The organism is Marimonas arenosa, assembly GCF_030848945.1.
Taxonomy (GTDB): domain Bacteria; phylum Pseudomonadota; class Alphaproteobacteria; order Rhodobacterales; family Rhodobacteraceae; genus Marimonas; species Marimonas arenosa.
The window spans coordinates 91,062-114,826 of record NZ_JANHAX010000004.1 but is presented as its reverse complement, the minus strand read 5'-3'; the positions used below and the strand labels follow the sequence as shown (position 1 = coordinate 114,826).

27 protein-coding genes are annotated in these 23,765 nt (G+C 64.0%); 10 read left to right on the top strand and 17 right to left on the bottom strand.

The window, feature by feature from the left end:
- Positions 1-2: 2 nt before the first annotated feature.
- Entirely contained in the window at positions 3-1,247 is a 1,245-nt protein-coding gene (locus NO357_RS13885; RefSeq protein ID WP_306736292.1) for a urate hydroxylase PuuD, read from the bottom strand.
- Positions 1,248-1,354: 107 nt separating this feature from the next.
- On the opposite strand from NO357_RS13885, the gene NO357_RS13880 reads away from it, so the two are divergent.
- The gene (locus NO357_RS13880) at positions 1,355-2,284 is read left to right on the top strand and encodes a LysR family transcriptional regulator (RefSeq protein WP_306736529.1); all 930 of its coding nucleotides are present in this window, start codon (positions 1,355-1,357) and stop codon (positions 2,282-2,284) included.
- Positions 2,285-2,299: 15 nt separating this feature from the next.
- Here NO357_RS13880 and uraH read toward each other — a convergent pair whose 3' ends face one another.
- The 6 genes from uraH to NO357_RS13850 form a co-directional block, all read right to left on the bottom strand.
- Positions 2,300-2,653 carry a hydroxyisourate hydrolase gene (gene uraH, locus NO357_RS13875; RefSeq protein WP_306736291.1) on the bottom strand — a complete coding sequence of 118 codons (354 nt, stop codon included), beginning with the start codon at positions 2,651-2,653 and terminating at the stop codon, positions 2,300-2,302.
- A 222-nt stretch (positions 2,654-2,875) separates the two neighbouring features.
- Positions 2,876-3,877 carry a type I glyceraldehyde-3-phosphate dehydrogenase gene (locus NO357_RS13870; protein ID WP_306736290.1) on the bottom strand — a complete coding sequence of 334 codons (1,002 nt, stop codon included), beginning with the start codon at positions 3,875-3,877 and terminating at the stop codon, positions 2,876-2,878.
- A gap of 102 nt (positions 3,878-3,979) precedes the next feature.
- Positions 3,980-4,312, bottom strand: coding sequence for a DUF8846 family protein (locus NO357_RS13865; RefSeq protein WP_306736289.1), 333 nt, complete (start codon positions 4,310-4,312; stop codon positions 3,980-3,982).
- A 96-nt stretch (positions 4,313-4,408) separates the two neighbouring features.
- The gene (locus NO357_RS13860) at positions 4,409-4,771 is read right to left on the bottom strand and encodes a hypothetical protein (RefSeq protein ID WP_306736288.1); all 363 of its coding nucleotides are present in this window, start codon (positions 4,769-4,771) and stop codon (positions 4,409-4,411) included.
- Complete coding sequence (gene dapD, locus NO357_RS13855) at positions 4,771-5,598, bottom strand: 2,3,4,5-tetrahydropyridine-2,6-dicarboxylate N-succinyltransferase (RefSeq protein WP_306736287.1); 828 nt, start codon at positions 5,596-5,598, stop codon at positions 4,771-4,773. Before dapD ends, NO357_RS13860 begins: the two co-directional genes overlap by 1 nt.
- Positions 5,599-5,783: 185 nt before the next feature.
- Positions 5,784-6,704 (bottom strand): threonine/serine dehydratase, encoded by a 921-nt coding sequence (locus NO357_RS13850; RefSeq protein WP_306736286.1) that lies wholly within the window; start codon positions 6,702-6,704, stop codon positions 5,784-5,786.
- 76 nt (positions 6,705-6,780) lie between these two features.
- Here NO357_RS13850 and NO357_RS13845 point away from each other — a divergent pair, with 76 nt between their 5' ends.
- The gene (locus NO357_RS13845; protein ID WP_306736285.1) at positions 6,781-7,623 is read left to right on the top strand and encodes an LOG family protein; all 843 of its coding nucleotides are present in this window, start codon (positions 6,781-6,783) and stop codon (positions 7,621-7,623) included.
- A gap of 94 nt (positions 7,624-7,717) precedes the next feature.
- On the opposite strand, the gene NO357_RS13840 is transcribed toward NO357_RS13845, so the two are convergent.
- Positions 7,718-8,710, bottom strand: coding sequence for an asparaginase (locus NO357_RS13840; protein WP_306736284.1), 993 nt, complete (start codon positions 8,708-8,710; stop codon positions 7,718-7,720).
- 177 nt (positions 8,711-8,887) lie between these two features.
- On the opposite strand from NO357_RS13840, the gene NO357_RS13835 reads away from it, so the two are divergent.
- Together NO357_RS13835 and NO357_RS13830 are read left to right on the top strand one after the other, a co-directional pair.
- A complete protein-coding gene (locus tag NO357_RS13835; RefSeq protein WP_306736283.1) occupies positions 8,888-9,415 on the top strand; it encodes an invasion associated locus B family protein in 528 nt (175 codons plus the stop codon).
- A gap of 107 nt (positions 9,416-9,522) precedes the next feature.
- Complete coding sequence (locus NO357_RS13830; protein WP_306736282.1) at positions 9,523-10,299, top strand: SDR family oxidoreductase; 777 nt, start codon at positions 9,523-9,525, stop codon at positions 10,297-10,299.
- A gap of 16 nt (positions 10,300-10,315) precedes the next feature.
- Here NO357_RS13830 and NO357_RS13825 read toward each other — a convergent pair whose 3' ends face one another.
- Positions 10,316-10,984 (bottom strand): hypothetical protein, encoded by a 669-nt coding sequence (locus NO357_RS13825; protein WP_306736281.1) that lies wholly within the window; start codon positions 10,982-10,984, stop codon positions 10,316-10,318.
- A gap of 170 nt (positions 10,985-11,154) precedes the next feature.
- On the opposite strand from NO357_RS13825, the gene rlmN reads away from it, so the two are divergent.
- Complete coding sequence (rlmN, locus tag NO357_RS13820) at positions 11,155-12,342, top strand: dual-specificity RNA methyltransferase RlmN (protein WP_306736280.1); 1,188 nt, start codon at positions 11,155-11,157, stop codon at positions 12,340-12,342.
- Positions 12,343-12,352: 10 nt separating this feature from the next.
- Here the strand turns inward: rlmN and NO357_RS13815 are convergent, their stop codons facing one another.
- The 3 genes from NO357_RS13815 to NO357_RS13805 are packed head-to-tail and all read right to left on the bottom strand — an operon-like array spanning position 12,353 to position 13,866.
- Positions 12,353-12,910 (bottom strand): CIA30 family protein, encoded by a 558-nt coding sequence (locus NO357_RS13815; protein ID WP_306736279.1) that lies wholly within the window; start codon positions 12,908-12,910, stop codon positions 12,353-12,355.
- 3 nt (positions 12,911-12,913) lie between these two features.
- Positions 12,914-13,348, bottom strand: coding sequence for a thiol-disulfide oxidoreductase DCC family protein (locus NO357_RS13810; protein WP_306736278.1), 435 nt, complete (start codon positions 13,346-13,348; stop codon positions 12,914-12,916).
- A complete protein-coding gene (locus NO357_RS13805) occupies positions 13,345-13,866 on the bottom strand; it encodes a glutathione peroxidase (protein ID WP_306736277.1) in 522 nt (173 codons plus the stop codon). The genes NO357_RS13810 and NO357_RS13805 overlap by 4 nt, the downstream gene beginning before the upstream one ends.
- 199 nt (positions 13,867-14,065) lie before the next feature.
- Here NO357_RS13805 and NO357_RS13800 point away from each other — a divergent pair, with 199 nt between their 5' ends.
- Positions 14,066-14,299 carry a hypothetical protein gene (locus tag NO357_RS13800; protein ID WP_306736276.1) on the top strand — a complete coding sequence of 78 codons (234 nt, stop codon included), beginning with the start codon at positions 14,066-14,068 and terminating at the stop codon, positions 14,297-14,299.
- Positions 14,300-14,341: 42 nt separating this feature from the next.
- Here NO357_RS13800 and NO357_RS13795 read toward each other — a convergent pair whose 3' ends face one another.
- The gene (locus tag NO357_RS13795) at positions 14,342-15,172 is read right to left on the bottom strand and encodes a 3-oxoadipate:acetyl-CoA acetyltransferase (protein WP_306736275.1); all 831 of its coding nucleotides are present in this window, start codon (positions 15,170-15,172) and stop codon (positions 14,342-14,344) included.
- A 169-nt stretch (positions 15,173-15,341) separates the two neighbouring features.
- Positions 15,342-16,217 carry a phosphoserine phosphatase SerB gene (gene serB / locus NO357_RS13790; RefSeq protein WP_306736274.1) on the bottom strand — a complete coding sequence of 292 codons (876 nt, stop codon included), beginning with the start codon at positions 16,215-16,217 and terminating at the stop codon, positions 15,342-15,344.
- Between the two features lie 158 nt (positions 16,218-16,375).
- On the opposite strand from serB, the gene NO357_RS13785 reads away from it, so the two are divergent.
- Both NO357_RS13785 and serA read left to right on the top strand, forming a co-directional pair.
- Positions 16,376-17,521, top strand: a complete 1,146-nt coding sequence (locus tag NO357_RS13785) for a phosphoserine transaminase (RefSeq protein WP_306736273.1) — start codon at positions 16,376-16,378, stop codon at positions 17,519-17,521.
- Positions 17,522-17,614: 93 nt separating this feature from the next.
- Positions 17,615-19,210, top strand: a complete 1,596-nt coding sequence (serA, locus tag NO357_RS13780) for a phosphoglycerate dehydrogenase (RefSeq protein ID WP_306736272.1) — start codon at positions 17,615-17,617, stop codon at positions 19,208-19,210.
- 68 nt (positions 19,211-19,278) lie between these two features.
- On the opposite strand, the gene NO357_RS13775 is transcribed toward serA, so the two are convergent.
- Complete coding sequence (locus NO357_RS13775) at positions 19,279-19,653, bottom strand: hypothetical protein (RefSeq protein WP_306736271.1); 375 nt, start codon at positions 19,651-19,653, stop codon at positions 19,279-19,281.
- Positions 19,654-19,657: 4 nt separating this feature from the next.
- Positions 19,658-20,122, bottom strand: coding sequence for a cupin domain-containing protein (locus tag NO357_RS13770; protein WP_306736270.1), 465 nt, complete (start codon positions 20,120-20,122; stop codon positions 19,658-19,660).
- An 89-nt stretch (positions 20,123-20,211) separates the two neighbouring features.
- Here NO357_RS13770 and NO357_RS13765 point away from each other — a divergent pair, with 89 nt between their 5' ends.
- Together NO357_RS13765 and NO357_RS13760 are read left to right on the top strand one after the other, a co-directional pair.
- A complete protein-coding gene (locus tag NO357_RS13765; protein WP_306736269.1) occupies positions 20,212-21,198 on the top strand; it encodes a LysR family transcriptional regulator in 987 nt (328 codons plus the stop codon).
- Positions 21,195-21,935, top strand: a complete 741-nt coding sequence (locus NO357_RS13760) for a metallophosphoesterase family protein (protein ID WP_306736268.1) — start codon at positions 21,195-21,197, stop codon at positions 21,933-21,935. The genes NO357_RS13765 and NO357_RS13760 overlap by 4 nt, the downstream gene beginning before the upstream one ends.
- Before the next feature lie 256 nt (positions 21,936-22,191).
- Here the strand turns inward: NO357_RS13760 and NO357_RS13755 are convergent, their stop codons facing one another.
- Positions 22,192-23,748 (bottom strand): hypothetical protein, encoded by a 1,557-nt coding sequence (locus tag NO357_RS13755; protein WP_306736267.1) that lies wholly within the window; start codon positions 23,746-23,748, stop codon positions 22,192-22,194.
- Positions 23,749-23,765 lie beyond the last annotated feature (17 nt).

Genomic DNA, 23,765 nt, shown 5'->3' with positions numbered 1-23,765 from the left:
TCTCAACTCCCGCTGGCCAGCTTGGCGCCTGTCGCCGCGCGATACCACCTTACGATCACCCTCCGGTCTTCCGGTTCCATCCAACTGGCATTTGGCGGCGGCATCGCCCGGCTCAACCCCGCCTGCAGGTAAATCTCGTGCGCATAGGCCGCGACCTGCGCCTCGGTCTCGAGCAAAACCCCCTTGGGCGCATGATGGATCCCGTCATAAGCTGGCTCGGCCGTATGGCACATCGCACAGTTCCCCATCACCAGATCAACGACGTCCTCGAACCCCTCGGCCTCGACAAACCGCACTTGCGCCGGGCTCAGCGCCGCCTCTTCCTCAGGCTCGCTCGTCCCCCCACCCAGGCTCGACAGCCAGACGATCGCCAGGAACAACGCCGCGGTCGCACCCCAAGTCCACCACGGCATGCCTTGCCGCGCGTGCATCGAGTTGAAGAAATGCCGGATCGTCACCCCCATCAGGAACACCAGCGCCGCGATCACCCAGTTCCATTCGGTGGCAAACGCCAGCGGATAGTGATTGGACAGCATCAGGAAGACCACCGGCAGCGTTAGGTAATTGTTGTGGGTCGAGCGCAGCTTGGCAATCTTGCCATATTTCGGGTCCGGCTTGCGCCCCGCTTTCAGATCGGCCACCACAACTCGCTGATTGGGCATGATAATGAAGAACACGTTCGCCGTCATGATCGTGGCGGTGAAGGCCCCGAGATGCAGCATCATCGCCCGGCCGGTGAAGATCTGATTGTATCCCCACCCCATCGCCACCAGCAGCACAAACAACAGCAACATTAGCGTCGTCGGTTTCTCGCCCAACCCGCTCTTGCAGAGAACGTCATAGACCAGCCAACCGATGGTCAGCGACGCCGCCGAGATCAGGATACCCTGCCACAGAGCCAAATCGGCTTTTTGCTGATCAAGCAGGTAAAGCTCCCCACCCACCCAATAGACCACCGCCAGCAGAGCCGCGCCGCTCAACCAGGTCGAATAGCTCTCCCACTTGAACCAGGTCAGGTGTTCGGGCATCGCCTCGGGGGCCACCAGGTACTTGCGGATGTGATAAAAGCCGCCGCCATGCACCTGCCATTCCTCGCCGTCGGCGCCGCCAAGGTCACCGTCTCGGCGCAACCCGAGGTCCAGCGCGATGAAATAGAAGGACGAACCGATCCAGGCGATCGCCGTGATCACGTGCAGCCAGCGGATGGCAAACGACGCCCAGTCCCACAGGATTGCCGCCTCGAACATGTCTGACTCCCTGTTTTCTTTACCAAACCCTACGCAATCGTGTTTTTTCCTTGAACCATCGGAAAAACCCCATCACTTTCAAAAAATACCTGATAATGGCACGGCTCATGTCCTATCTCGACAATATCCGAACCTTCGTGCGTGTCTATGAACTGGGCTCGATGTCGGCGGCAGCGCGCGATCTGCGCATTTCTCCGGCCGTTGCTTCCTCACGCATCTCGCAGCTCGAGGATCACTTGAATGCCCGCCTTTTTCAGCGCACCACGCGGCGGCTCAACTCGACCGAGCAGGGCCGCATTTTCTATGACGGGGCCACCCGGGTTCTGGATGCCGTGGCCGAGGCCGAGGCGGCGGTGGGCCAGGTCACCCGCGATCCCCGCGGCACCATTTACGCCGCCGCGCCCCTGGGCCTGGGCCGCCGCCTGATCGCGCCCGAGGTGCCGGCCTTTAAAGCCGACTATCCCCTGATCAACCTGCGCCTGCGGCTCTCCGACCGCAAACTCGACGTCACCGCCGAAGGGCTCGACGTGATGTTCTTCCTCGGCACCCCCGAGGACAGTTCCCTGCGCATCCGAAAGATCGCCGATTGTCCGCGCCTGCTCTGCGCCTCACCCGACTATCTCGCGCGCAAGGGCACGCCGTCCGACCCGGCGGAACTCACCACCGGCGCTCATGACTGCCTCAACCTGCGCTATCCAGGCGCGCCTGAATTCCAATGGCCGCTGGAAACGGCAGAGGGCATCAAGCGTTTCGCCGTTACCGGCCCGTTCGAATCGGACGATGGCGACGTGCTCACCGACTGGGCGCTCGACGGGCAGGGCATCATTCTGAAACCGGTCTTCGAAGTGGCCGACCATCTGGCCTCGGGCGCGCTCGTCCCCGTGCTGGAAGACACGCCGCCCATCACGGTGCAACTTGCAGCGCTCTACACCCACCGGCGCAAGCAGGACGCCAAGGTGCGGCTCTTCCTCGATTTCATGGTCAAGCGCATCGTGAAGGCACTGAGCGCGTCCACCAAGGCACGGCCTTCCGGGTAGAACCGCGCGAAAGCTTTAACTGCCGCGATAGGTCGAAAAACCAAACGGCGACAAAAGCAGCGGCACGTGATAGTGCGACGCCTCACTTATGCCAAAGCGGATCGGCACCTCGTCGAGAAACAGCGGCTCGGCCCCCGCCTGCCCCGAGGCGCGCAGGTAATCGCCGGCCTGGAAGACCAGCTCATAAACCCCTGTCGAAAACTCTGTCTCCGACAGGATCTGCTCGTCCGTCCGCCCGTCATCATTGGTGACGAGCGTCTTCAGATGCACCCGGCTCTCCCCGTCCAGCCGGTAAAGCGCGATCTCCAGCCCCTCCGCCGGGCAGCCTCGCGCCGTGTCCAGCACATGCGTCGTCAGAAATCCCGCCATGCCGTTTCCTTTCCTTTTACCCAATCATGCCCACAAAGAGCCGCCACCCCAAGTCCCGTCTGCACAAATCACTTTCAAAACCTTTCGGAAAATCAGGCTTCATCTCTGCAAACATACTCTTCCTCGCCGCCTCCCCAGAAACCCGGTCGCAGACCCCGGCGCGCCGGGGCCACCCATGCCGGGTTGGCGGGCTCCCTCGCCGCCCGCCAACCCGGCATCGCCCTATCGCATTGTCATCCGCACCGCTACATCCAGCATCCGGTTGGAAAACCCCCACTCGTTGTCATACCAGCCGAACACCCGCAGCAATCCGCCCACCGAGACACTGGTTTCCCGCCCGCTCATCACGATCGACTCGGGCCGCGCCCGCAGATCGGTCGAAACCAGCGGCTGCGTGATCCAGCCGAAAACCGCGCTTTCCTGCGCCGCCCGTTCCAACACCGCGTTCACAGCGTCCACCGTCACCGGCTCACGCGTCTGCACCGTCAGGTCAATCGCCGAAACGCTCGCGGTCGGCACCCGCACCGCCCGCGCCTCGATCCGGCCTGTTAGCGCCGGCAGCACCACGTCGATCAGCCGCGCCGCGCTCGTCGTTGTCGGCACCATCGACAGCGCCGCCGCGCGGCTCCGCGCCAGGTTCTCCTTCGGTTTGTCGATCGTGGGCTGAGACCCGGTATAGCAATGCACCGTGGTCATATGCCCGCTCTCGACCCCCCAATGGGCCTCCAGAAGCTGCAGCAAAGGCGCCAGCGCATTGGTGGTGCAGCTGGCATTCGACACGATCCGGTGATCGCCCAGATCGCCCTCGTTCGCCCCCAACACCACGGTCACATCCGCCACCTCCGACGGCCCCGAGATCAGCACGTTGCCCGCGCCCGCCTCCAGCCCGCGCTCGACATCGGCTCGATTGCCCGCCGCCCCGGTGCACTCCAGCAGAACGTCGACCCCGCTCAGATCGACTGCCCGGATATCCGGTTCCGCGGAGAACCGAATCCGCCGCCCGTCGACGATCAACGCGCCCGGCGCGTGCTCCACCACGCCGGGAAAGGGCCCGAACACGCTGTCATAGGCGAACAGATAGGCGCAGGCCTCTAGCGGCGCGATGTCGTTGATCGCCACCAGCTCGAACGGCTCACCCGCCCGCGTGGTCAGCAGCATCCGCAGGATCGACCGTCCGATCCGCCCGAACCCGTTAATCGCGATTTTCACTGGTTGGCCTGGCATCTGCGCGCTCCGGAAACAGGTCAGCAATTCTGACTATCATCCAGCCGCCCCGGACCACCGGTGTCAAGCCGGTCCTGGTCGGCCCGACCCGGCCCGCCGGACTCAATCGTCGAAAAACGGCGTCATCTGCGCCACGATCACCGCGTTTTCCTCCAGTGCGCGGGCCATAAGCGCGCGCTCCTCGTCGGAAATGTCGTGCCCTTCCGCCAGCCGCTCTTCCAGCGTGCCATAGCCCGACACGTCCAGCGGCGCGGTGTCGGCTTGTTTCAGGATCGCCACGGTTTCGCGCACCGCTTCGGCCTCGTCCACGCCGCTGGCATAGACCATCAGCGCGGCGCCGGTCGCGCCATCGGGCAAGCCGTCGCCCGCCTTGCGGCCGATCTCGACCAGAAGGGTAAAGACCCGCTGTTTCGATGCCTTGTCGCTTTTCGCCATGGCTTTCCCTCCACCCGCGGCCCCTGCCTTGCCGCATCGCCCGGCAAAGGTCCAGCCCCGCGCCGCGGCGACAGGGGCGTCACGCGGACGGCACGCTCACGGACAGCGCACCAGGTTGTCGGCCAGGCCGTCCTCGATCACCGCGATGCCATCCGGTGTCGTCATCAGCATCATCCTCATGGAATAGGTCTCGCCCTCGCCGCTGCACTCGGCATCATAGAGCGTCGCCGCCATGCCGCGCACATTGACCGGATTGGTCAAGATGCAACTGTTCTCGACACCGAGGAACCTGCCGTCGCGCACTGCCAGCGCGCCGCCATCCAGACCGACCGTGCGGCAATCCCAACTCTCTGCACCCGGGTAGTCGGGGCGGTAGACCCCGTCATACGGCCCCGCCACGGCCACGGTCCCCAGAGTTGTCCCGAGCGCGCAAAGCGCCGCGGTCACGACGCGCGACATCAGTCGCGCAGCAATTCGTTGATCCCGGTTTTCGAGCGGGTCCTTTCATCCACCCGCTTGACGATCACGGCGCAATAGAGGTTGATCCCGTTCTTCGACGGCATCGACCCGGCCACCACCACCGAATAGGGCGGCACCTCGCCATACATCACCTCGCCGGTTTCGCGGTCAACGATCTTGGTCGACTGGCCGATGAACACGCCCATGCCCAGCACCGAGCCCTCGCGCACGATGCAGCCTTCCACCACTTCCGACCGCGCCCCGATGAAGCAATTGTCCTCGATGATGGTGGGCCCCGCCTGCATCGGCTCCAGCACCCCGCCGATGCCGACGCCGCCGGAAAGGTGTACATTCTTGCCGATCTGGGCGCAGCTGCCGACAGTGGCCCAGGTATCGACCATAGTTCCCTCGTCGACATAGGCGCCGAGGTTCACGAACGATGGCATCAGCACGACGCCCGGAGCGATATAGGCCGATTTGCGCACCACGCAGTTCGGCACCGCGCGGAATCCGGCCGCGGCCCACTGGTTTTCGCCCCAGCCCTTGAACTTGCTGTCGACCTTGTCCCACCAGCCGCCGCCCTGCGGCCCGCCGACCTGTTCTTCCATGTCCTTCAGGCGGAAGCCCAGCAGCACCGCCTTTTTGGCCCATTGGTTGACGTGCCAGCTGCCGTCCGCCTGTTTCTCGGCCACCCGCAGGCTACCACTGTCGAGCGCAGTGAGCGTGTCCTCGATCGCCTCGCGGGTCTCGCCGGTGGTGGTGGGCGTAATCGCATCGCGGGTCTCCCACGCGGCCTCGATGGCGGCTTCCAGTTGTGCGTTCGACATGGGTTCCGTCTCCCTCAAAGAATCCTTGCATTGGCGCCGCCTATAGCGGCAAGCCCCGCCCTGTTCAATGCGGCCCGCTGTCAAGCGCCGGGCCGGCCATTAAAGGGTAGAATGAGTTCAGGCCACGCAGGCCTAGTGGCGCCCCCCCAAAAAAACCGCCAGAGTATCTCCGGAGAGTTGAACGCCTAGCCCAACGGGTCGGGCGCTACGTTTGCACCACAGACCAGAACTGCCACCCTTTCTTCCGGCTCCGGCTGATAGGCGCCGCTCATCAGTGCGGCCAGCGCCGTGGCCCCCGCCGGCTCCACCAGCTGCCGCCGCTCGCGCCAGAGCGCGTCGCGCGCCGCCAGGATGGCGTCGTCGCTCACCGTCACCGACCGAGCCAGATGTCGCGCCGCCAGCCCATAGCAGATCTCGCCGATCCGCCGTGCCCCCAGCGCATTCGCGGCCACACCGGAGACGTCCACATCCACCGGATTGCCCGCCGCCAGAGCGGCGTTCAGCGCGCACGAGGTCTCGGGCTCCACCGCCACAACCTTGCGCACCCCTTGCAGCCAGGCCAGCGCCCCGGCAATCAGTCCGCCACCACCCACCGCAATCAGAACGGTCTCGGCCTTCAGGCCCTGTTCTTCCCATTCCGCCATGCAGGTCCCTTGGCCCGCCACCGTCGGCACTGCGTCATAGGCATGGATCTGCATCGCCCCGGTGTCCGCCTCGTGCGCCCGTGCCATCTCAAGCGCATTGGCATATTCCCCGTCCACCACCGTCAGCTCGGCCCCGGTAGAACGGATCAGCGCGATTTTCGCCGGTCCCGCCAATTCCGGAACGAAGATATGCGCCCTATGCCCCAGCGCCCGCGCCGCATAAGCCACCGCCGCGCCATGGTTGCCACCTGAGGCCGCCACGACGCCACCCTCCGGCACATCCCCGCTCAGAAGCGTGTTAAACGCGCCGCGCGCCTTGAAACTGCCGGTATGCTGAACCTGTTCCAGCTTGATCTCGACCGGGTGATCCAGCCCGAAGCCTTGCGCCTCCAGCACCGGTGTCTTCACGACATGGCCGGCAATTCGTGCCCGCGCCGCCTCAATCTCGCCATTCCAATCCATTCTCACTTCCCTGTCACTGGAGTTGACCTCGCAAACCCTATAGGCGTGAGGCAAATGCGCAAGCAGGGATGACCCGATGAAAGACGACCGCACCAGCCCGTTCCGCGACGCCGGCCTCGACCGCTCGACCGCCGAACATGTCCCCGACACGCCGCAGACCCGCGCACCGGCCTATCGCCTGGCCTTCGACGACGAGGATTTTCTGCTGCGCGACGAATTGCGCCCGGTGCGGCTGCAACTCGAGCTCTTGAAACCCCAGCTCATCCTCGAGGAGCGCGGCATCGTCTCGACCATCGTCCTGTTCGGCGGCGCCCGCATTCCGGAACCCGCCAAGAAGGACAAGGCCCGCACCAAGACGCTGGCTGAACTGTCGCACTACTACGATGTCGCCCGCGACTTCTCACGCCTGATGACGGCTAAGTCGATGGAGCATTACGGCAAGGAATTCGTCATCTGCACCGGTGGCGGCCCGGGCGTGATGGAGGCCGGAAACCGCGGTGCCGCCGAGGCCGGCGGCGCGTCGATCGGTCTCAACGTCGTGCTGCCGCACGAGCAGGCCCCGAATGAGTACGTCACGCCTGACCTATGTTTCAACTTCCACTATTTCGCCATCCGCAAGATGCATTTCCTGATGCGTGCGCGGGCGATTTGCATCTTTCCCGGTGGCTTCGGCACGATGGACGAAATGTTCGAGAGCCTTACCCTGATCCAGACCGGCCGAATGAAGCGTGTGCCCTTCCTGCTCTTCGGGCGCGCGTTCTGGGAGAAGATCGTCAATTGGAAGGCGCTGGCCGAGGCCGGCACGATTTCTGACGAGGATCTCGATCTGTTCCGCTTCGTCGATACCGCCGAAGACGCTGTCCGGATCATCGATAATTTCGACCCGTCTCCCTGCCGCGAAGATTTGCCGGGCCGTTGAACCACTCTGGCCGTTGCGCCGCCCCGCGCCGGCGCGGGGGAGTGCAGGCGCAGGGGCCCGGCGGCCGTTCTGCCCGCGCCACCGAGCCGCACTGTCAAAGAAACGCCGCCCCCGACCTCACATTGGCTGCCACGATGCCGCGGCAATTCGGGATCGGCGCGTTGATGAAGCGCTGCGCCGTGGGATGACCCGCGTCGAGCGCCCCCAGCTCAACCAGAATGGACGCAATCGCGCTTTCCGCCCCACGCGTCTGCCCGTCGACCATTTTCAGCGCAACACCCAGCCCCTGCTCCGGCAATATTGCCCCGAAATAGGCTTCGGCCCCGGTCTTCAGCGCCACCTTGCCGCTCATTGCGCGCATCAGTTCTGTGCAGGCCCGGCCCTCGCCCGCCACCAGTTCGGGATGCGCCACCATCGCCTGGCGCAGCCGTACGGCGGCACGGCCCCGCGCGTCGGTCTCCGAAGCAGTGGCAAACCAAGCCATTGCCCGCGCCATGCCTTTCAACGAGGATGCAAAATTCGGCGCCGAGCAGCCGTCAATGGCAAAACCCGGGCTGTCTTCGCCGGTCACCTCCTCGAAGGCATCGCGCACCGCCGTCTGCACCGGGTGGTCCGCGTCGACATACTCCGGGCCGGCGCCGAGATACTTTGTCAGGGTCAGGAACCCGGCGTGTTTACCGGAACAGTTGTTGTGCACCTGCTCCGGGTGGCCCGATCCGCAGATGATGCATTTCGCCTCTGCCTCATCGCGCGGGATATGCCCGCCACAGCGCAGATCGTCATCCGAAAGCCCGAGATCCGCCAGCCAGGCCCGCACCCGGCGGACATGGATGTCCGCCCCGTTATGCGAGGCGCAGGCCAGCGCCAGATGTTCCGAGGTCAGCCCCGCCGCATCCGCCGCCCCGCTTTCGACCAAGGGCAGCGCCTGGATCATCTTCGACGACGATCGTGGCAACACCACGAGTTCGGGATCGCCCCAGGCCTTTATCACCTCACCTTGTGCGTTGCAGACCACCGCGTGCCCCATATGCACGCACTCCAGGAAATCCCCGCGCCAGACCTGCGCCAATTCCACCGGTGCCGTCATTCCGCCGCTCCCCTTGATGTTACGCGAAAAATTGCCAATTCCTCTTCCGTCCATGGCAGATTTCAGTCTAATGTAGCAATGTCGAGTTGAAAATTCGGCGCACCGCCAAACAAGGTCAAAACCAAGAGCGTGTGGCGCCGGGAATTGAGGCAAAAAAGACAGCTGGAGGCTGTAGAAATGGTATCACGTGTTGCGCAAGCTTTCGCCGGGGCTCTCCTGATGCTGGCCGGAGCGGGCGTTTCGGCGCAGGAAACCAGCACCAACCAGGTCGCCGCAAAAACCGACTGGTCGGTGTTCGAGGACGCCAGTCCGCGCGAATGCTGGGCGGTGTCATCGCCCAAGGAAACCGTCAACACCCGCGACGGCCGGGTCGTGGCCGTGCGTCGCTCCGACATCCTGCTGATGGCCTTCTTCCGTCCCGATGCCGGCGTCGCCGGGCAGATTACCTTCACCGGCGGCTATCCTTTCGCCCCGGGGTCGACCGTCAATATGAATGTCGATGGCAATTCCTTCGAGCTTTTCACCGAAGGCGAATGGGCCTGGCCCGCCTCGCCCGCCGAGGACGCCAAGATCCTGACGGCGATGAAACGCGGCGCCGAGGCGGTGCTGACGGCGCGCTCGGCGCGCGGCACCACTACCAAGGATACGTTCTCGCTCTCAGGCTTCACCGCCGCCGTGGAAGACGCCGAGAAACGCTGCAATTGAACCTGGCGCCATTTGCTGGATGACGGACGACCCCGACGCGGGGTCGTTTTCGTTTGCCTCTCCCCTGCATTCGCCGTTTCATGCGGAAAAAAGGGAGCGAGAAAACCATGGAACTGGGCCTGAAAGGACACCGCGTCATCGTCACCGCCGGGGCGAACGGCATCGGCCTCGCGACCGCGCGCGCCTTCGCCGCCGAAGGGGCCCGTGTCGCGGTCTGTGACGTCGATGCCGCCGCGCTGTCGGCGCTGGCCGAAACCGACCCGCAGATCCTCGCCACCCATTGTGACGTGGCCGACCGCGCCGCCGTCACCGCGTTTTTCGAAGAGGCGCTGGAAGACCTCGGCGGTCTCGACTGCCTGATCAATAACGCCGGCATCGCCGGCCCCACCGCCCCTGTCGAAGCGATCGATCCCGAAGACTGGGACCGCACCCTGAACATCTGCCTGACGTCGCAGTTCAATTGTACCCGGCTCGCAGTCGAACCGCTCAAGGCCTCATCCAACGCCTCGGTCGTCAACCTGTCTTCCGCCGCGGGGCGCTTCGGTTTCCGCAACCGTACTCCCTATGCTGCGGCGAAATGGGGCGTCATCGGGTTCACCAAGTCGGTCAGCCGAGAGCTGGGGCCTTTCGGTATCCGCGTCAACGCCATCCTGCCCGGCATCGTCGCGGGCGAACGGCAGGACCGCGTCATCGCCGCCAAGGCCCGTTCCCTCAACCAAAGCTTCGAAGAGACCCGCGAAACGATCATGTCTCAGGCTTCGATCCCGCAGATGGTCACGGCCGGGGAACTCGCCGACATGATGCTCTTTCTCGCCAGCTCCCGCGGTCGCACGATTTCAGGCCAGGCGCTCGCCGTGGACGCCGACCTTCAGGGGCTTGTCTGACCGTTCCCTGGATGCCTCAGGGGCACTTGCAGTCCTGCAACTGTCCTTTATGCGTGGTCGAAAGCCGCAGGTTGCGAAACGGCCCGACGCGGTAGATCTCTTCCTCGTAGGAATCCTTCTCGCGTCCGTTCGAATAGATGATCTCAACAGGCGTGATCACCCGCTCGACCGGCACAACCAGGGTTTCGCCGGCGTTGAGCCATGACGCGGTCATATTCATCTGACCTTCCTTGAATTCCCAGGTGCCGTCATAGGGTCGCTTGGCGAAAACGAAGCGGAACGTGCCGTCGCGGCGATAGCTGAGAAGTCCCTCGGCCACAACGGCCGGCTGACCGTCCTCGCCTTCGCCCATGATCTGTGTCCATTGGACGACATAGCTTGGTTCGTTGGCGCACAGTTCTGCCCGTTCCACGATCGCCCCCGTGGCCAGGTCCCATTTCTCCTCGTAAAGCGCATTCATGACATCCGCTTCCGACGTCAAAACTTCGCTGCGCTCCTGGTCGAACAGCCGGACCAACTCACGCTCGTAGTCCTCGTCATCGTCGTCATTATCTTCGTTCAGCCCCATCAGGGGATCGCAGAAATTCAGTTTGGCCAGCGTATCGCCGCCACCCTGCGCTAGGGTCTGCACGGGCAAGGTGATCAGACCGGCCAAAAGAAACATGGCGAAAAGAAGTGAACGCATCGAAAGCCTCCTTGTCGAAACCTTACTGCATTTTAAGTTTATCATGCCGGGCCCCAGCGTCCATTCAAATGCTTCAAGTTGCATCCTATGTCGCGGCAACGTCCACAGGCATTTTGCATTTTCCCGCGATCCCCCTATATATGCCCATCTCCGCACGAGGACCCGCGCCCATGGCCGCCAAAGACACGCCCATCACCCCCGAGGTCACTGCCCTGCCTCGTCTGCCAAGACGCGACGACGGCAAGGTGAACCTCATCGGCCTCACACGTCCGCAGCTCCACGCGGCGCTGATCGAGGCAGGCACACCTGAGAAACAGGCCAAGATGCGCGAAAACCAGGTCTGGCAGTGGATCTACCAGAAGGGCTGCGCCGACTTCGACGCAATGACCAACCTCGCCAAGACCTACCGTGCCCAGCTGGCCGAGCATTTCGTCATCGAGCGCCCCGAGGTCGTGTCGAAACAGGTCTCCGCCGACGGCACCCGCAAATACCTCGTCCGCATCGCCGGCGGTCACGAGGTCGAGGTCGTCTACATCCCCGAGGAAGACCGCGGCACGCTCTGCATTTCCTCTCAGGTCGGCTGCACGCTGACCTGTTCCTTCTGCCACACCGGCACGCAGAAACTGGTGCGCAACCTCACAGCGGGCGAGATCGTCGGCCAGATCATGGTCGCCCGCGACGATCTCGGCGAATGGCCCAAACCCGGCGAAGGCTCCGACGCCCGCCCGCGGCTCCTCAGTAACATCGTGCTGATGGGCATGGGCGAGCCGCTGTACAATTTCGACAACGTCCGCGACGCGATGAAGATCGCCATGGACCCCGAGGGCATTTCCCTCTCGCGCCGCCGCATCACGCTGTCCACCTCCGGCGTCGTGCCTGAAATTGCGCGCACCGCCGAAGAGATCGGCTGCCAGCTCGCCATCTCGTTCCACGCCACCACCGACGAGATCCGCGACAAGCTGGTCCCGATCAACAAGCGCTGGCCCATCGCCGAACTGCTCGATGCCCTGCGTGCCTATCCCAAGGCCTCGAACTCCGAGCGCATCACGTTCGAGTATGTCATGCTCAAGGGCGTGAACGACAGCGACGAAGATGCCCGCCGGCTGGTGAAACTGATCCGCGGCATCCCCGCCAAGATCAACCTCATCCCGTTCAACGAATGGCCCGGCTCGCCTTACGAACGCTCCGATTGGGAACGGATCGAAAGCTTCGCCAACATCATCTACAAGGCCGGATATGCCTCGCCCATCCGCACCCCGCGTGGCGAAGACATCATGGCCGCCTGCGGCCAGCTCAAATCCGCCACCGAACGGGCGCGGAAGTCAAAAGCCCAGATCGCCGCCGAAGCCGGGCTGTAAGCACACCGCGTCAGTAAATCCTGATATCCGCCACCGAAAGGTCGGCCGTGTGATCGCGACCATAGGCAACAACCGCCAGGCTCCTGATCGCCTCGGGCGCGAGCGTCTTGCGCAGCATCCGCCCGCGCGCCTGGAACGCCTCGAACGGAATCCGCACCGTTGCCCACCGCGGCGTCACCTCGAAGGACGCCTGATAGAACGTCCACGGCAGAACCGTCCCACCGGTGCGCGCATGCACGTAGTAGGTCTGGCCGTTGCCCCGAACCTTCAGCTCCAGCCCCTGCGCGGTGTTTGGCAGCCGCTCGGACAGTTTCAGCCGCGCCTGGATGAAGCCACCGTTGTTGGCCGTGCTGACCTCGCCCTGCAGGCGCAGGAAAACCTGCCCGCCGTCACGCTGCAGCGAGACCCGCCCGCTCGACACGCCCCCCATCACCTGGTCGCTGATGTATTCCCAGCGGTCACCGGGGGAGCCAGTGAAATCTTCGATCATCCTGTCCTGTCCTCGCGCCGACGGGGCTGCCAGCATCACGGCACAGAACCCGGCGACCACTCCAAGCTTGGTCTGCATCGCTTAACCCTTCTCTCGCCTGCGCCACCCGGCCCGCAGACCCTGGCTGGCCACGAACAATCGCACGATCGCCGGCCGCATCCGCAGGAACAGCCGATAGCCAAGCTCAAGCACGGCTGACATGCCCGGCCGGCCCGCTACCTTCGCCGCCCAGCCCCAACCCGGCACCTCCGCCCAGAGCGCGGCAAACCCGGCGGCCCCCGACCTCAGCCGCCCTGCCGGTGTCATCACGTGAAACCGCGCCAAGGCCGCGTCCCGCTCCAGATCCTCGGGCAGCGCGGCATTGGGCTGCGACACGTCGACAAGCTCAAGCCGCCCGGCGGCGTCGCGGGACGTGTAGAAGGAAATCTCGGCCCGGCACAAAGGACAGGCACCGTCATAGTAGACGGTGGTTCTGTCCGCCTGGCCGTCGGTTTCTGCCCGCGCTCCGCCCCTCACTTCAGCAGCGCCTCGATCTCGCCGGTAATCGCCCGCGACAGCGGCTTGACCCCGGAGCCATAGGTTTTCACCACTTGGCCGTCCGGCCCGATCAGCACCTTGTTGAAGTTCCACCCCGGCACGAACCCCGTTTCGGCGCGCAACGACTTGTAGAATGGATGTGCCCGGGCGCCTTTGACATGGGTGATGCCGGTCATCGGCATGTCGATCCCGTATTGCAGCTCACAGAACTCCTTCACCTCTGCATTGCTGGCCAACTCCTGCCGGAAATCGTCCGACGGCACGGCCAGAACCACCAGCCCGCGGTCGCGGTAACGGTCATAGAGGTCCTGCAACCCGCGGTACTGATAGGTGAAGCCGCATTGCGACGCGGTGTTCACCACAAGCACTGGCTGACCCTGCCACTGCGCCAGGCTCAACGTGCCGCCGTCGATCGAGTCGAACGGCGCGCTCAGCTCGAGCGCCCGGGCCTGAACTCCAAGCAGAATCAGAATGCTCAGAACGAAGATGCGAAACATGGCTCTCTCCTCTTGCTGACTGGTTTACGGCCGTCCGCCCAATCCGGATCACAATCATGCAGCCTCTGACACCAATTGCGGCACAATCCGGACCGTTGACCGACCGCTCGGCCCGAAATTTCCCAAATCGGGCTAAATTCCCGCCATTTGCCCGGACCATCCTCGAATCAGAAACAATCCTCGGGAAGGGACCAAGACCATGAAACACGAGCAGCTCGACACCGAAATGACCCGCAAGATCTGCGAGATCGTCCTGCATGAACGCGAGATGTCGCTGTCGGACCGGGAATGGAAATTCCGCCTGCGCGGTTATGGCTACGGCATCCGGGACACTGACGAAGGCCGGATTGTCACCTCGCTGATGAAGGGCAAAGACCTCTGCACCCTGGCCGAGCCCGAACCGGAAGAACGCGAACCCCGCTACGCCGCCTGATCCGCGAAGCCCCGCGGGCCGGGCTTCGGCCCGGCGCGGCGCCTAAACAGGTCGCAGTTCCAGTATCTCGCGCGCCTGTTGCCAAGTGGCGACCGGACGCTGGTATTTCTCGCACAGATCGACCGCGCGCTTCACCAGCGCCGCATTCGACGGCGCCAGATGCTCGCGGTCCAGCCGCACATTGTCTTCCAGACCCGTGCGGGTGTGGCCGCCGGCAGCGATGCACCATTCGTTGACTTCGATCTGGTTCCGACCGATGCCGGCGGCGCACCATTCCGCGTCCGGCGCCAGCCGCTGCATTGTCTTGACGTAATAATCGAACACGTCCTTGTCGGCAGGCATGGCATTCTTCACCCCCATCACGAACTGGACATAGAGCTTGCCGGGCAACAGCCCCGCGTGTTTCATCAGCACGGCCTGGTGGATGTGGCTCAAATCGAAAGCCTCGATCTCGGGCGTGATGTCGTATTTGGTCATCTCGCCGGCCAGCCACGCCACCAGATCGGGCGGGTTCTCGTAAACCCGCGTAGGAAAGTTGTTCGACCCAACCGTCAGGCTCGCCATGTCCGGTCGCAAGGGCAGCATCCCGCCCCGCTCCGCCCCCGCCCCCGACCGGCCGCCGGTCGAAAACTGGATGATCATGCCAGGGCAGTGTTTCTCCAGCCCCTCCTTCAGCTGCGCGAACCGCCCGGGATCACTGGTTGGCGTGCCATCCTCCATCCGAACGTGACAATGGGCAATCGACGCCCCCGCCTCGAAGGCCTCCTGCGTGCTCTCGACCTGCTCCTCGACGGTGATCGGCACCGCCGGATTGTCCGCCTTGGTCGGCACACTGCCGGTGATCGCGACACAGATGATGCAAGGTTTGCCCATAACGTCTCTCCTTTGTCCGGTCCTTCATCTTGCCGTAAATACTCCGGGGAGCGCGAGGGGCTGGCCCCTCGCTGCCGCCCTTTCGGCAAGCGAAAGGCTCTGCGATATCATCACCGCCGGCAGCGGCGTGCAACCCGCCGGGCACGGGTGGACCCAGGTCTTCCTCGGTTCACCCGGCGAAATCCGCCTTGGCATAGCCCTGCACGTAGAGCAGCGCCGTCAGATCCCCGAAATTCACCCGGATCTCGCACTCCGCCGCCACGCTGGGCTTGGCATGCAGCGCCACGCCCGCCCCGGCCAGGCCCAGCATGCCCAGATCGTTGGCCCCGTCGCCCACGGCCATCGCCTCCGCTTCCGCGATACCCAGCTTCGCCGTGATCTCCTTCAGCGCCTGTACCTTGGCCTCGCGGCCGAGAATCGGCCGCGCCACGTCGCCGGTAAGCTTGCCGTCCTCGATCAGCAGGGTATTCGCCCGGTTTTCGTCAAATCCCAGTTCTGCCGCCACCCTGGCCGTGAACGCGGTGAACCCGCCGGACACCAACGCCGTATACGCCCCATTGGCCCGCATCGTCGCCACCAGCGCCCGCCCGCCCGGCATCAACTCGATCCGCGTGCGCAACACCTCGTCGATCACCCCGGCGTCGAGACCCTTCAACAATCCCACCCGCTCGGTCAGCGCGCCTTCGAAATCCAGCTCGCCATTCATCGCCCGCGCGGTGATATCCCTGACATAGTCACCTACGCCCGCCACCTCGGCCAGCTCGTCGATGCACTCCTGCCGGATCATGGTCGAATCCATGTCGGCCAGCAGCATTTTCTTCTTCCGTGCCGCGGCCTGCTGGACGACGAGATCGACCCCCAGACTCTGCACATTCGCCCATACTTCCCAGAAATTCTCGGGCCGGGTCTGCAAATCGAACTCAGCCGCCTCGCCCGGTGCCAGCCAGCGCGCTTCGCCACCGCCCCAGGCATTTCGCAGCGAATCGATCAGAGCGGCGTCCAGCGTGGGCGCAGCAGGCGCAGTCAAAAGCGTGACGATATGCATTTGCGAGGCTTCCGATCGTAGTCTCAACGTGCCGCGTTCCGACACATCAGCGGCTTCTAACGACATTTCTGCACTTGCGAAAGGGCCGCGACCGGCGTAAATGCGGCGGTGGGACACCCCTCCCCAACGAGGGGCGCATATCTGGAAGGATAGCATCAATGGCTATGTCAAAACCGGCACCGCGGCCGGCCAATCCGCGGTTTTCCTCTGGCCCCTGCGCCAAAATCCCCACTTTCGAATTGAACAAGCTCAGCGACGCAGCCCTTGGCCGCTCGCACCGCGCCGCCATCGGAAAGGCAAAGCTCAAGGATGCCATCGAGGGCACCCGCGAGGTGCTGGGCATCCCCGCCGACTACAAGATCGGCATCGTTCCCGCCTCCGATACCGGCGCCGTCGAGATGGCGCTGTGGTCGCTCTTGGGCGCCCGCGGCACCGAGATGCTGGCCTGGGAATCCTTCGGCGCCGGCTGGGTCACCGACGTGGTCAAGCAACTCAAGCTCGACGCCACCATCAAAACCGCCGACTACGGTGAACTCCCCGACCTCGCGTCCGTCGATTTCTCGAACGATGTCGTCTTCACCTGGAACGGCACCACCTCGGGCGTCCGCGTGCCGAACGGCGACTGGATTCCGGTCGATCGCGAGGGGCTGACCATCTGCGACGCCACCTCGGCCGCTTTTGCCCAGGACCTGCCCTGGGACAAGCTCGACGTCACCACCTTCTCCTGGCAGAAGGTGCTGGGTGGCGAAGCCGCGCATGGCATGCTGATCCTCAGCCCGCGCGCCGTGGAACGGTTAGAGACCTACACGCCACCCTGGCCGCTGCCGAAAATCTTCCGCCTCACCAAGGGTGGCAAGCTGATCGAGGGCATCTTCACCGGCGCCACCATCAACACGCCCTCGATGCTCGCGATCGAGGATTATCTCGTGGCATTGGACTGGGCCCGCTCGGTCGGCGGTCTGCATGGCCTGATCGACCGCGCCAACGCCAACACCAAGGCCGTCGCCGATTTCGTCGAGCTTCACGACTGGATCGATTTCCTCGCCCATGACCCGGTGACGCTGTCGAACACCTCGGTCTGCCTCAAGTTCACCGATACCCGCATCCAGGACGGCGCCGCTTTTGCCAAGGCCGTCGCCAAGCGGCTCGAGGACGAGGGCGTGGCCTTCGACATCGGCGCCTATCGCGATGCCCCCCCGGGGCTGCGCATCTGGTGCGGCGGCACGGTGGAAACGGCGGACGTCCAGGCCCTGATGCCCTGGATCGAATGGGCGTTCGACGCCGAGATCGTCTCGCAATCCTGACCGCGTGCCGGGCTGAAGCCCGGCCTACATATCCTGCGTAGGGCGGGCTTCAGCCCGCCTTTCCCCGGCATATCACTCAAAAGGACGCCCGAAATGGCCCCCAAAGTACTCGTCTCCGACAAACTCTCTGAAACCGCCGTGCAGATCTTCCGTGACCGCGGCATCGATGTCGACTTCATGCCCGACGTGGGCAAAGACAAAGAAAAACTGGCCGAAATCATCGGTCAATACGACGGCCTCGCCATCCGTTCGGCCACCAAGGTGACCGAAACGATCCTTGCCAATGCACACAAGCTCAAGGTCATCGGTCGCGCCGGCATCGGCACCGACAATATCGACAAACCCGCCGCTTCGAAGAAAGGCGTGATCGTGATGAACACGCCTTTCGGCAACATGGTCACCACCGCCGAACATGCCATTGCCATGATGTTTGCGGTGGCCCGGCAGATCCCCGATGCCAACGCCTCGACCCATGCCGGCAAATGGGAAAAGTCGAAATTCATGGGCTCCGAACTCACCAACAAGACTCTTGGCATCATCGGCATCGGTAACATCGGCAGCGTTGTTGCCGACCGCGCGCGGGGCCTCAAAATGAAGGTCATCGCCTACGATCCCACCCTCAGCGCCGAGAAAATCGCCGAGAAAGGCGCTGAAAAGGTCGAACTCGACGACCTGCTGGCCCGAGCCGATTTCATCACGCTGCACACGCCGCTGCTCGAGGCCACCCGCAATATTCTAAGCCGCGACGCCCTCGCCAGGACCAAGAAGGGCGTGCGAATCGTCAACTGCGCCCGCGGCGGTCTCGTGGACGAAGAGGCACTGGCCGAGCTTCTGAAATCCGGCCATGTCGCCGGCGCCGCCTTCGACGTGTTCTCGGTCGAGCCGGCCACCGACAATGTGCTCTTTAACCTGCCCAACGTGGTCTGCACGCCTCATCTGGGTGCGGCCACCACCGAGGCGCAGGAGAACGTCGCCCTGCAGGTGGCCGAGCAGATGTCGAACTATCTTCTGACTGGCGCGGTGGAAAACGCGCTGAACATGCCCAGCGTCACGGCCGAAGAGGCCAAGGTCATGGGTCCCTGGATCAAACTTGCCGATCACCTCGGCGCCTTCATTGGCCAACTCACCGACGAGCCGATCAAGGCGATCAACATCCTCTATGACGGTGAAGCCAGCACCATGAACCTCGAAGCGCTCAACTGCGCCGTCGTGTCGGGCATCATGAAGGCCACCAACCCGGACGTGAACATGGTGTCGGCTCCGGTGATGGCCAAGGAACGCGGCGTGCAGATCTCGACCACCAGCCAGGACCAGTCCGGTGCCTTCGAAGGCTATATCAAGGTCACCGTCGTCACTGACAAGCGCGAACGCTCGATCGCCGGCACCGTATTCTCGGATGACAAACCGCGCTTCATCCAGATCAAGGGCATCAACATCGATGCCGAGGTCGGCGCCCACATGCTCTACACCACCAACAAGGACGTGCCCGGCATCATCGGCACGCTGGGCCAGACCATGGGTGAAAACGGCGTCAACATCGCCAACTTTACCCTTGGCCGCAACAAGGCGGGCGGCGACGCCATCGCGCTGCTCTATGTCGACGCGCCGGTGCCCGACCCGGTGCTGGCCAAGCTCAAGGACACCGGCCTGTTCCAGCAGGTCCAGCCGCTGGAATTCGACGTCGCCTGATCGTGACACCAAAGCGTAAGGCACAACCGCCACTCCCATCGGGGTGGCGGTTTTCGTTTGTTGCGGCGTCAGGTCGTCCGCCGCGCGTGAATCAGCACGGTCACCAGGAAAATAACCATCGACAACAGCGTCAGGACCGAGCCGATCTTCGCCATCGTCTCGCCGGTTTGACGGATCGCCTGGACGATCCCCGGCACCATGATCACCAGCCCGGCCAGCGCAACGCCATAGTGGATCTTTGCCAAAGCGGCCTCAGACGCGGCCGGCGTCAGGTGGTAGTAGATACCGAACAGCGCCATCGTCGCCCAGCCCACCAGGTTGAGATGCGCATGCGCACCTGCCAGCATGTGATTGCCGGTGGCCGACATCTGGATACCCCAGATCATGCCACCCGTCACCGCCAGCACGGCCGTTACGAAGAAATACAAAGCCACACCTTTCATCCACTCACCCTCCCTTATTCTGGGCCCCGGGCGCATCCAAAGGCGGCCCGGTGAATTCCAGTTGATATTGTTCGGCCACAGCACGCACACGGCCCATGTCCTCGGGAAGACGGTATCCCCCCGCTACCATCTCACAGAAAAACCGTTCGAAGCCGCCGGGCGTCAGCATCGTCAGCATCCGCGCCGGCGCCTCACCGCAAACCCGGAAACCATGCTCCCGCCCTCTCGGCACGAAAGCCACCTGTCCCGGGCCGCGTATCGTTCGCGCACCTTCCACCCAGAATTCCACATCGCCGGACAGAACGACAAATGTTTCGTCCGCGTCTCCATGAATGTGGAGCGGCGGTCCCTCGCCCGGCCCGGTCACGCTTTCGAAAATCGCCACCGCGCCCCCGGTCTCGCCCGCCTCCAGCAGGATCCGATAGACCGACCCCATCCATTCCAGCGCATCGGGTCCCAGAATGTTCATACCAGCGTCCTCCGTTCAGGGTCGAAGGCAGGGTGCAGCCGCGAATTACATATGGAAAATCGATTGTTGATATAAGATATATTAACACCATGAATTTCAAAACCTTCGACCTCAACCTCCTGCGCGTCCTCGACGCGCTGCTCCAGGAAGGCTCCACCGTCGGGGCCGCCCGCCGCATCGGCCTGACCCAGCCCGCCGTCTCGGCGGCGCTGTCCCGGCTGCGCCACGCGCTCGGTGACCCGCTCTTCACCCGTCTCGGCCGCAGCCTCGCACCCACCCAGTTTGCACTCGACCTCAAACAGCCGCTGCGCGACCGCTTGAGCGAGATCGAGGCGATTCTCTCGGCTCCTGCGCGGTTCGACCGGCGCACGGCTGAGCTGAATTTTCGCCTCTCGGGCAGCGACTATTTCGCCGAACTGCTGATGCCGGATCTGGCCCGCCACCTGATGACCGCCGCTCCCGGCATCCGCGTCCAGCTGGTCAATCTGGTACCCGACAACTACGTCGACACGATCGAGCAGTTCGAAATCGACATCGCTCTGATCCCGCGGGCCGACTTCCCGGCCTGGGCCGACAGCCGCGACCTCTCTCCCTCGACGTTCTCGCTCGTCGCCCGCGGCGGTCATCCACGCCTCGCCCAAGCCGGGTTGCAGCCCGGCGATGTCGTCCCGATCGACCTCTACTGCGATCTCGGCCACGTGCTGTTCTCGCCCGAAGGCCGGGTGCGCGGCATGGGCGATGCCGCGCTTGCCGCCGTCGGTCGTGAACGCCGGGTCGTGATGACGATGCCGGTCTTCTCGGGTGTCTACAACGCGGTGGCCGACAGCGACCTGGTCGCGCTGCTACCGACCCAGCTCGCCCGGCGCGCGGCGCAGCGGCTCGGGCTGGACATCTTTCGCCCACCAATGCCCATCGCCCCGGCCCAGCTCTGCATGGTCTGGCACCGTCGCGCCAGCCATGATCCGGCTCATACCTGGCTGCGTGATCAGATCGCGCGGATTCTCGCGCTCCCGCCCACCTTTTCCTCGGCCGAGAAAGCCGTTAAAGCGGAGTCGAAAAACAGGCCCACTCTATGACCGAACCCATCTACGCCATTGGCGACATCCACGGCCAGCACGACATGCTGCTCGACGTTCTCACCTTGATCGAGGCAGATGGCGGCACGCGGGCCCGCGTCATGGTGCTGGGCGATCTGGTCGACCGCGGCCCCGACAGCCGCGCCGTGCTCGACACGTTGATCTCGGGCCGGGCTCAGGGCCGCGACTGGATCGTGCTCCGGGGCAACCATGACCGCATGTTCCTCGACTTTCTCGAGGCTGGGCGCATTGATCACAGCGCCTTCCGGTCGAAAAAAATCATCGAGTCCGGCGAGGGCTGGCTGCACGATATGATCGGCGGGCTCGACACACTGGCCTCCTACGATATCGATCCGACCCTGCCCCTGCCCGAGCTTATCGCCGGCACGCAGGACGCCGTGCCGCAGGCCCATCTCGATTTCCTGCGCGCCTGCCCACTTTACCATGTCGAGGACCACCTGCTCTTCGTCCATGCCGGTATCGATCCGAAACTGCCACTCGACTGGCAGACCGAAGACCACCTGCTGTGGATCCGCGATCCCTTCCTGACCCATGTCGAGCCCTTCGACTGGCTTGTCGTGCACGGTCATTCCGCCATCGATGCTCCGCGCCACTACGGCAACCGCATCAACCTCGACAGCGGTGCCGGCTGGGGCCGGCCGCTGACCGCGGCTGTGATCGAAGGGGCGAATGCCTGGGTGCTGACCCCGAAAGGCCGGGTCCCGCTCGCGCCTTGACGGGCGTTCTGCGTCCCGGGTCCGGCCGGGTTGTCCCCAACCCGCGGCGAGCAGGTGGAAAGGCCCCCGAGCCGCGCGGTTTCCGGTTCTGACCGGGCCGCCACGTGCCCGCGTTCCTGACAAATCGTGACTCCGCCGCTCCTTGTGGTCACCATTGCACGCAGCACAATGCACCTGTTTCACCTGCCAGCCAGCGTGCCAGACAAGGCGCCAGCCAACCTGCCATACAGTGGTTTTCCGGCAACATGGCCAAAGGTTAATCGTTGCGCACCAGACCGGTCACGGCGGCCGCGCCCAAGGCTGTAATGATCCACCCTGCGGCCTTCGCAAACCACCGGATCCACCACCCTGCCTGCCCCCAGGGGCTTCGCGCGGTCGATGGCGCCCAAGCGCTTTCCTGGCCGAGGTTAACGATCGGGATCACGATGTCGGCGGCATAGGCAAAGGCTTGAAATGTCTCCCAATCCTGCCCCGCCTGACCTTTCGATGCCCAGAAAGCGCCGGGATTTTCTGGATGCGTCTCGGTGGCGTCGATCCAAGCGTTCGAGACCAGGATCGGCGCGGCGTTTGGCGCCATGTCGCCTGCCTCCCAGGCCCTTTGAAAAAACAGCCCCATAGACAAAATCAATAGGATCGCCAGCCCCAGAACCCGCCCCGGCCGATAGCCATAGCCCACCGCGCCCCGCAGCACCGAATCGGCCAGGAAAACCGCGCCTCTGCGCAACGGATTGTTAATGGATTGCCGGTTTTCCCAACGCAGGATCCGCTCTTTACGCATCAGCACCGTGCGCGCGTCCCGCCTGTGCCCGAGGTGCAGCAGAACCCGGGCCAACTGCTCATAGGGTTGGGCCGTGAACGGCGTGTCCGTCGGCCGCCGTTCCAGCCAGCGCAGCCTGGCACTCAGATCGGTCTCGGTGTGGCGCGAGAAATCGTCATATGTGAAGCCGTCAAGCCGGATCGGATAGACGGCGCCCGGGCCTTCCGGTTCATCGCGAAACCGCGCCGCATGGGCGCCGGCCAACGACACCGTCCCGCCGGCGATCTGGTTCTGCTTGAAATAGAGGATGCCGCCAATCTGCGCCCGGGCCAGCGATAGCGCATTGTCGGCACCGTGCTCCTCCGAGCCGTGAAAGACACCGGCTATCATATCCCGTTTCGTCGCAATCGACACATGCGTTATGAACAAGTCGTGCTCAACACTGGCCGAAGCCAGAAAGAGCGCACCATTTGTAGTCAGCGCGGTCTCGCCGTTAACATAGGGGTAGTTGCCAAGGAAAACCGATCCGTCCACCGTCAGCGACGGAGCGAAAACCGCGTCTTGCCCGGGGCTTACGATGGAAAGATCGCAAAGCTGAAGATCACCCGCGATGCGCGCCCCGGCCAGCGCAATCTCACCCTCCACCCGGGTGCCCGCGCGCAGAAACAGCGCCCCGTCGAGCCGCGCGTGATCGCCTGAAAGCCCTGCCATCGCACAGCCCGAGAAGAACAGGCCGCGCAGGCGCGCGTTCACGATTTCAACCGCTGCCGGCAGACGGCAGGCGGTCAGCGAAAGGTCATGCGAGATATCCGCCCCCTGCAGATCGAGCGCCCCGCTGATCCATGCCCCGCGCAACCGCAATCCCTTGTCATGCAGCGTGAGGGCAGGCTCGCTGCCGGTCAACAACATCCGGATCAACCCGGCCCGGATCGACACCGCCGGTGTCTCCGCCTTGGGTAATTCGCCGTCGCCAATGGTGATCCGCCCACCCGCCGAGCAGTCAGCGATCAGCTTCTGCTCGGCCTCAGTCAGCGGTCCATAGGCAGTCAATTGCATGGAGGACTGCTGGCACA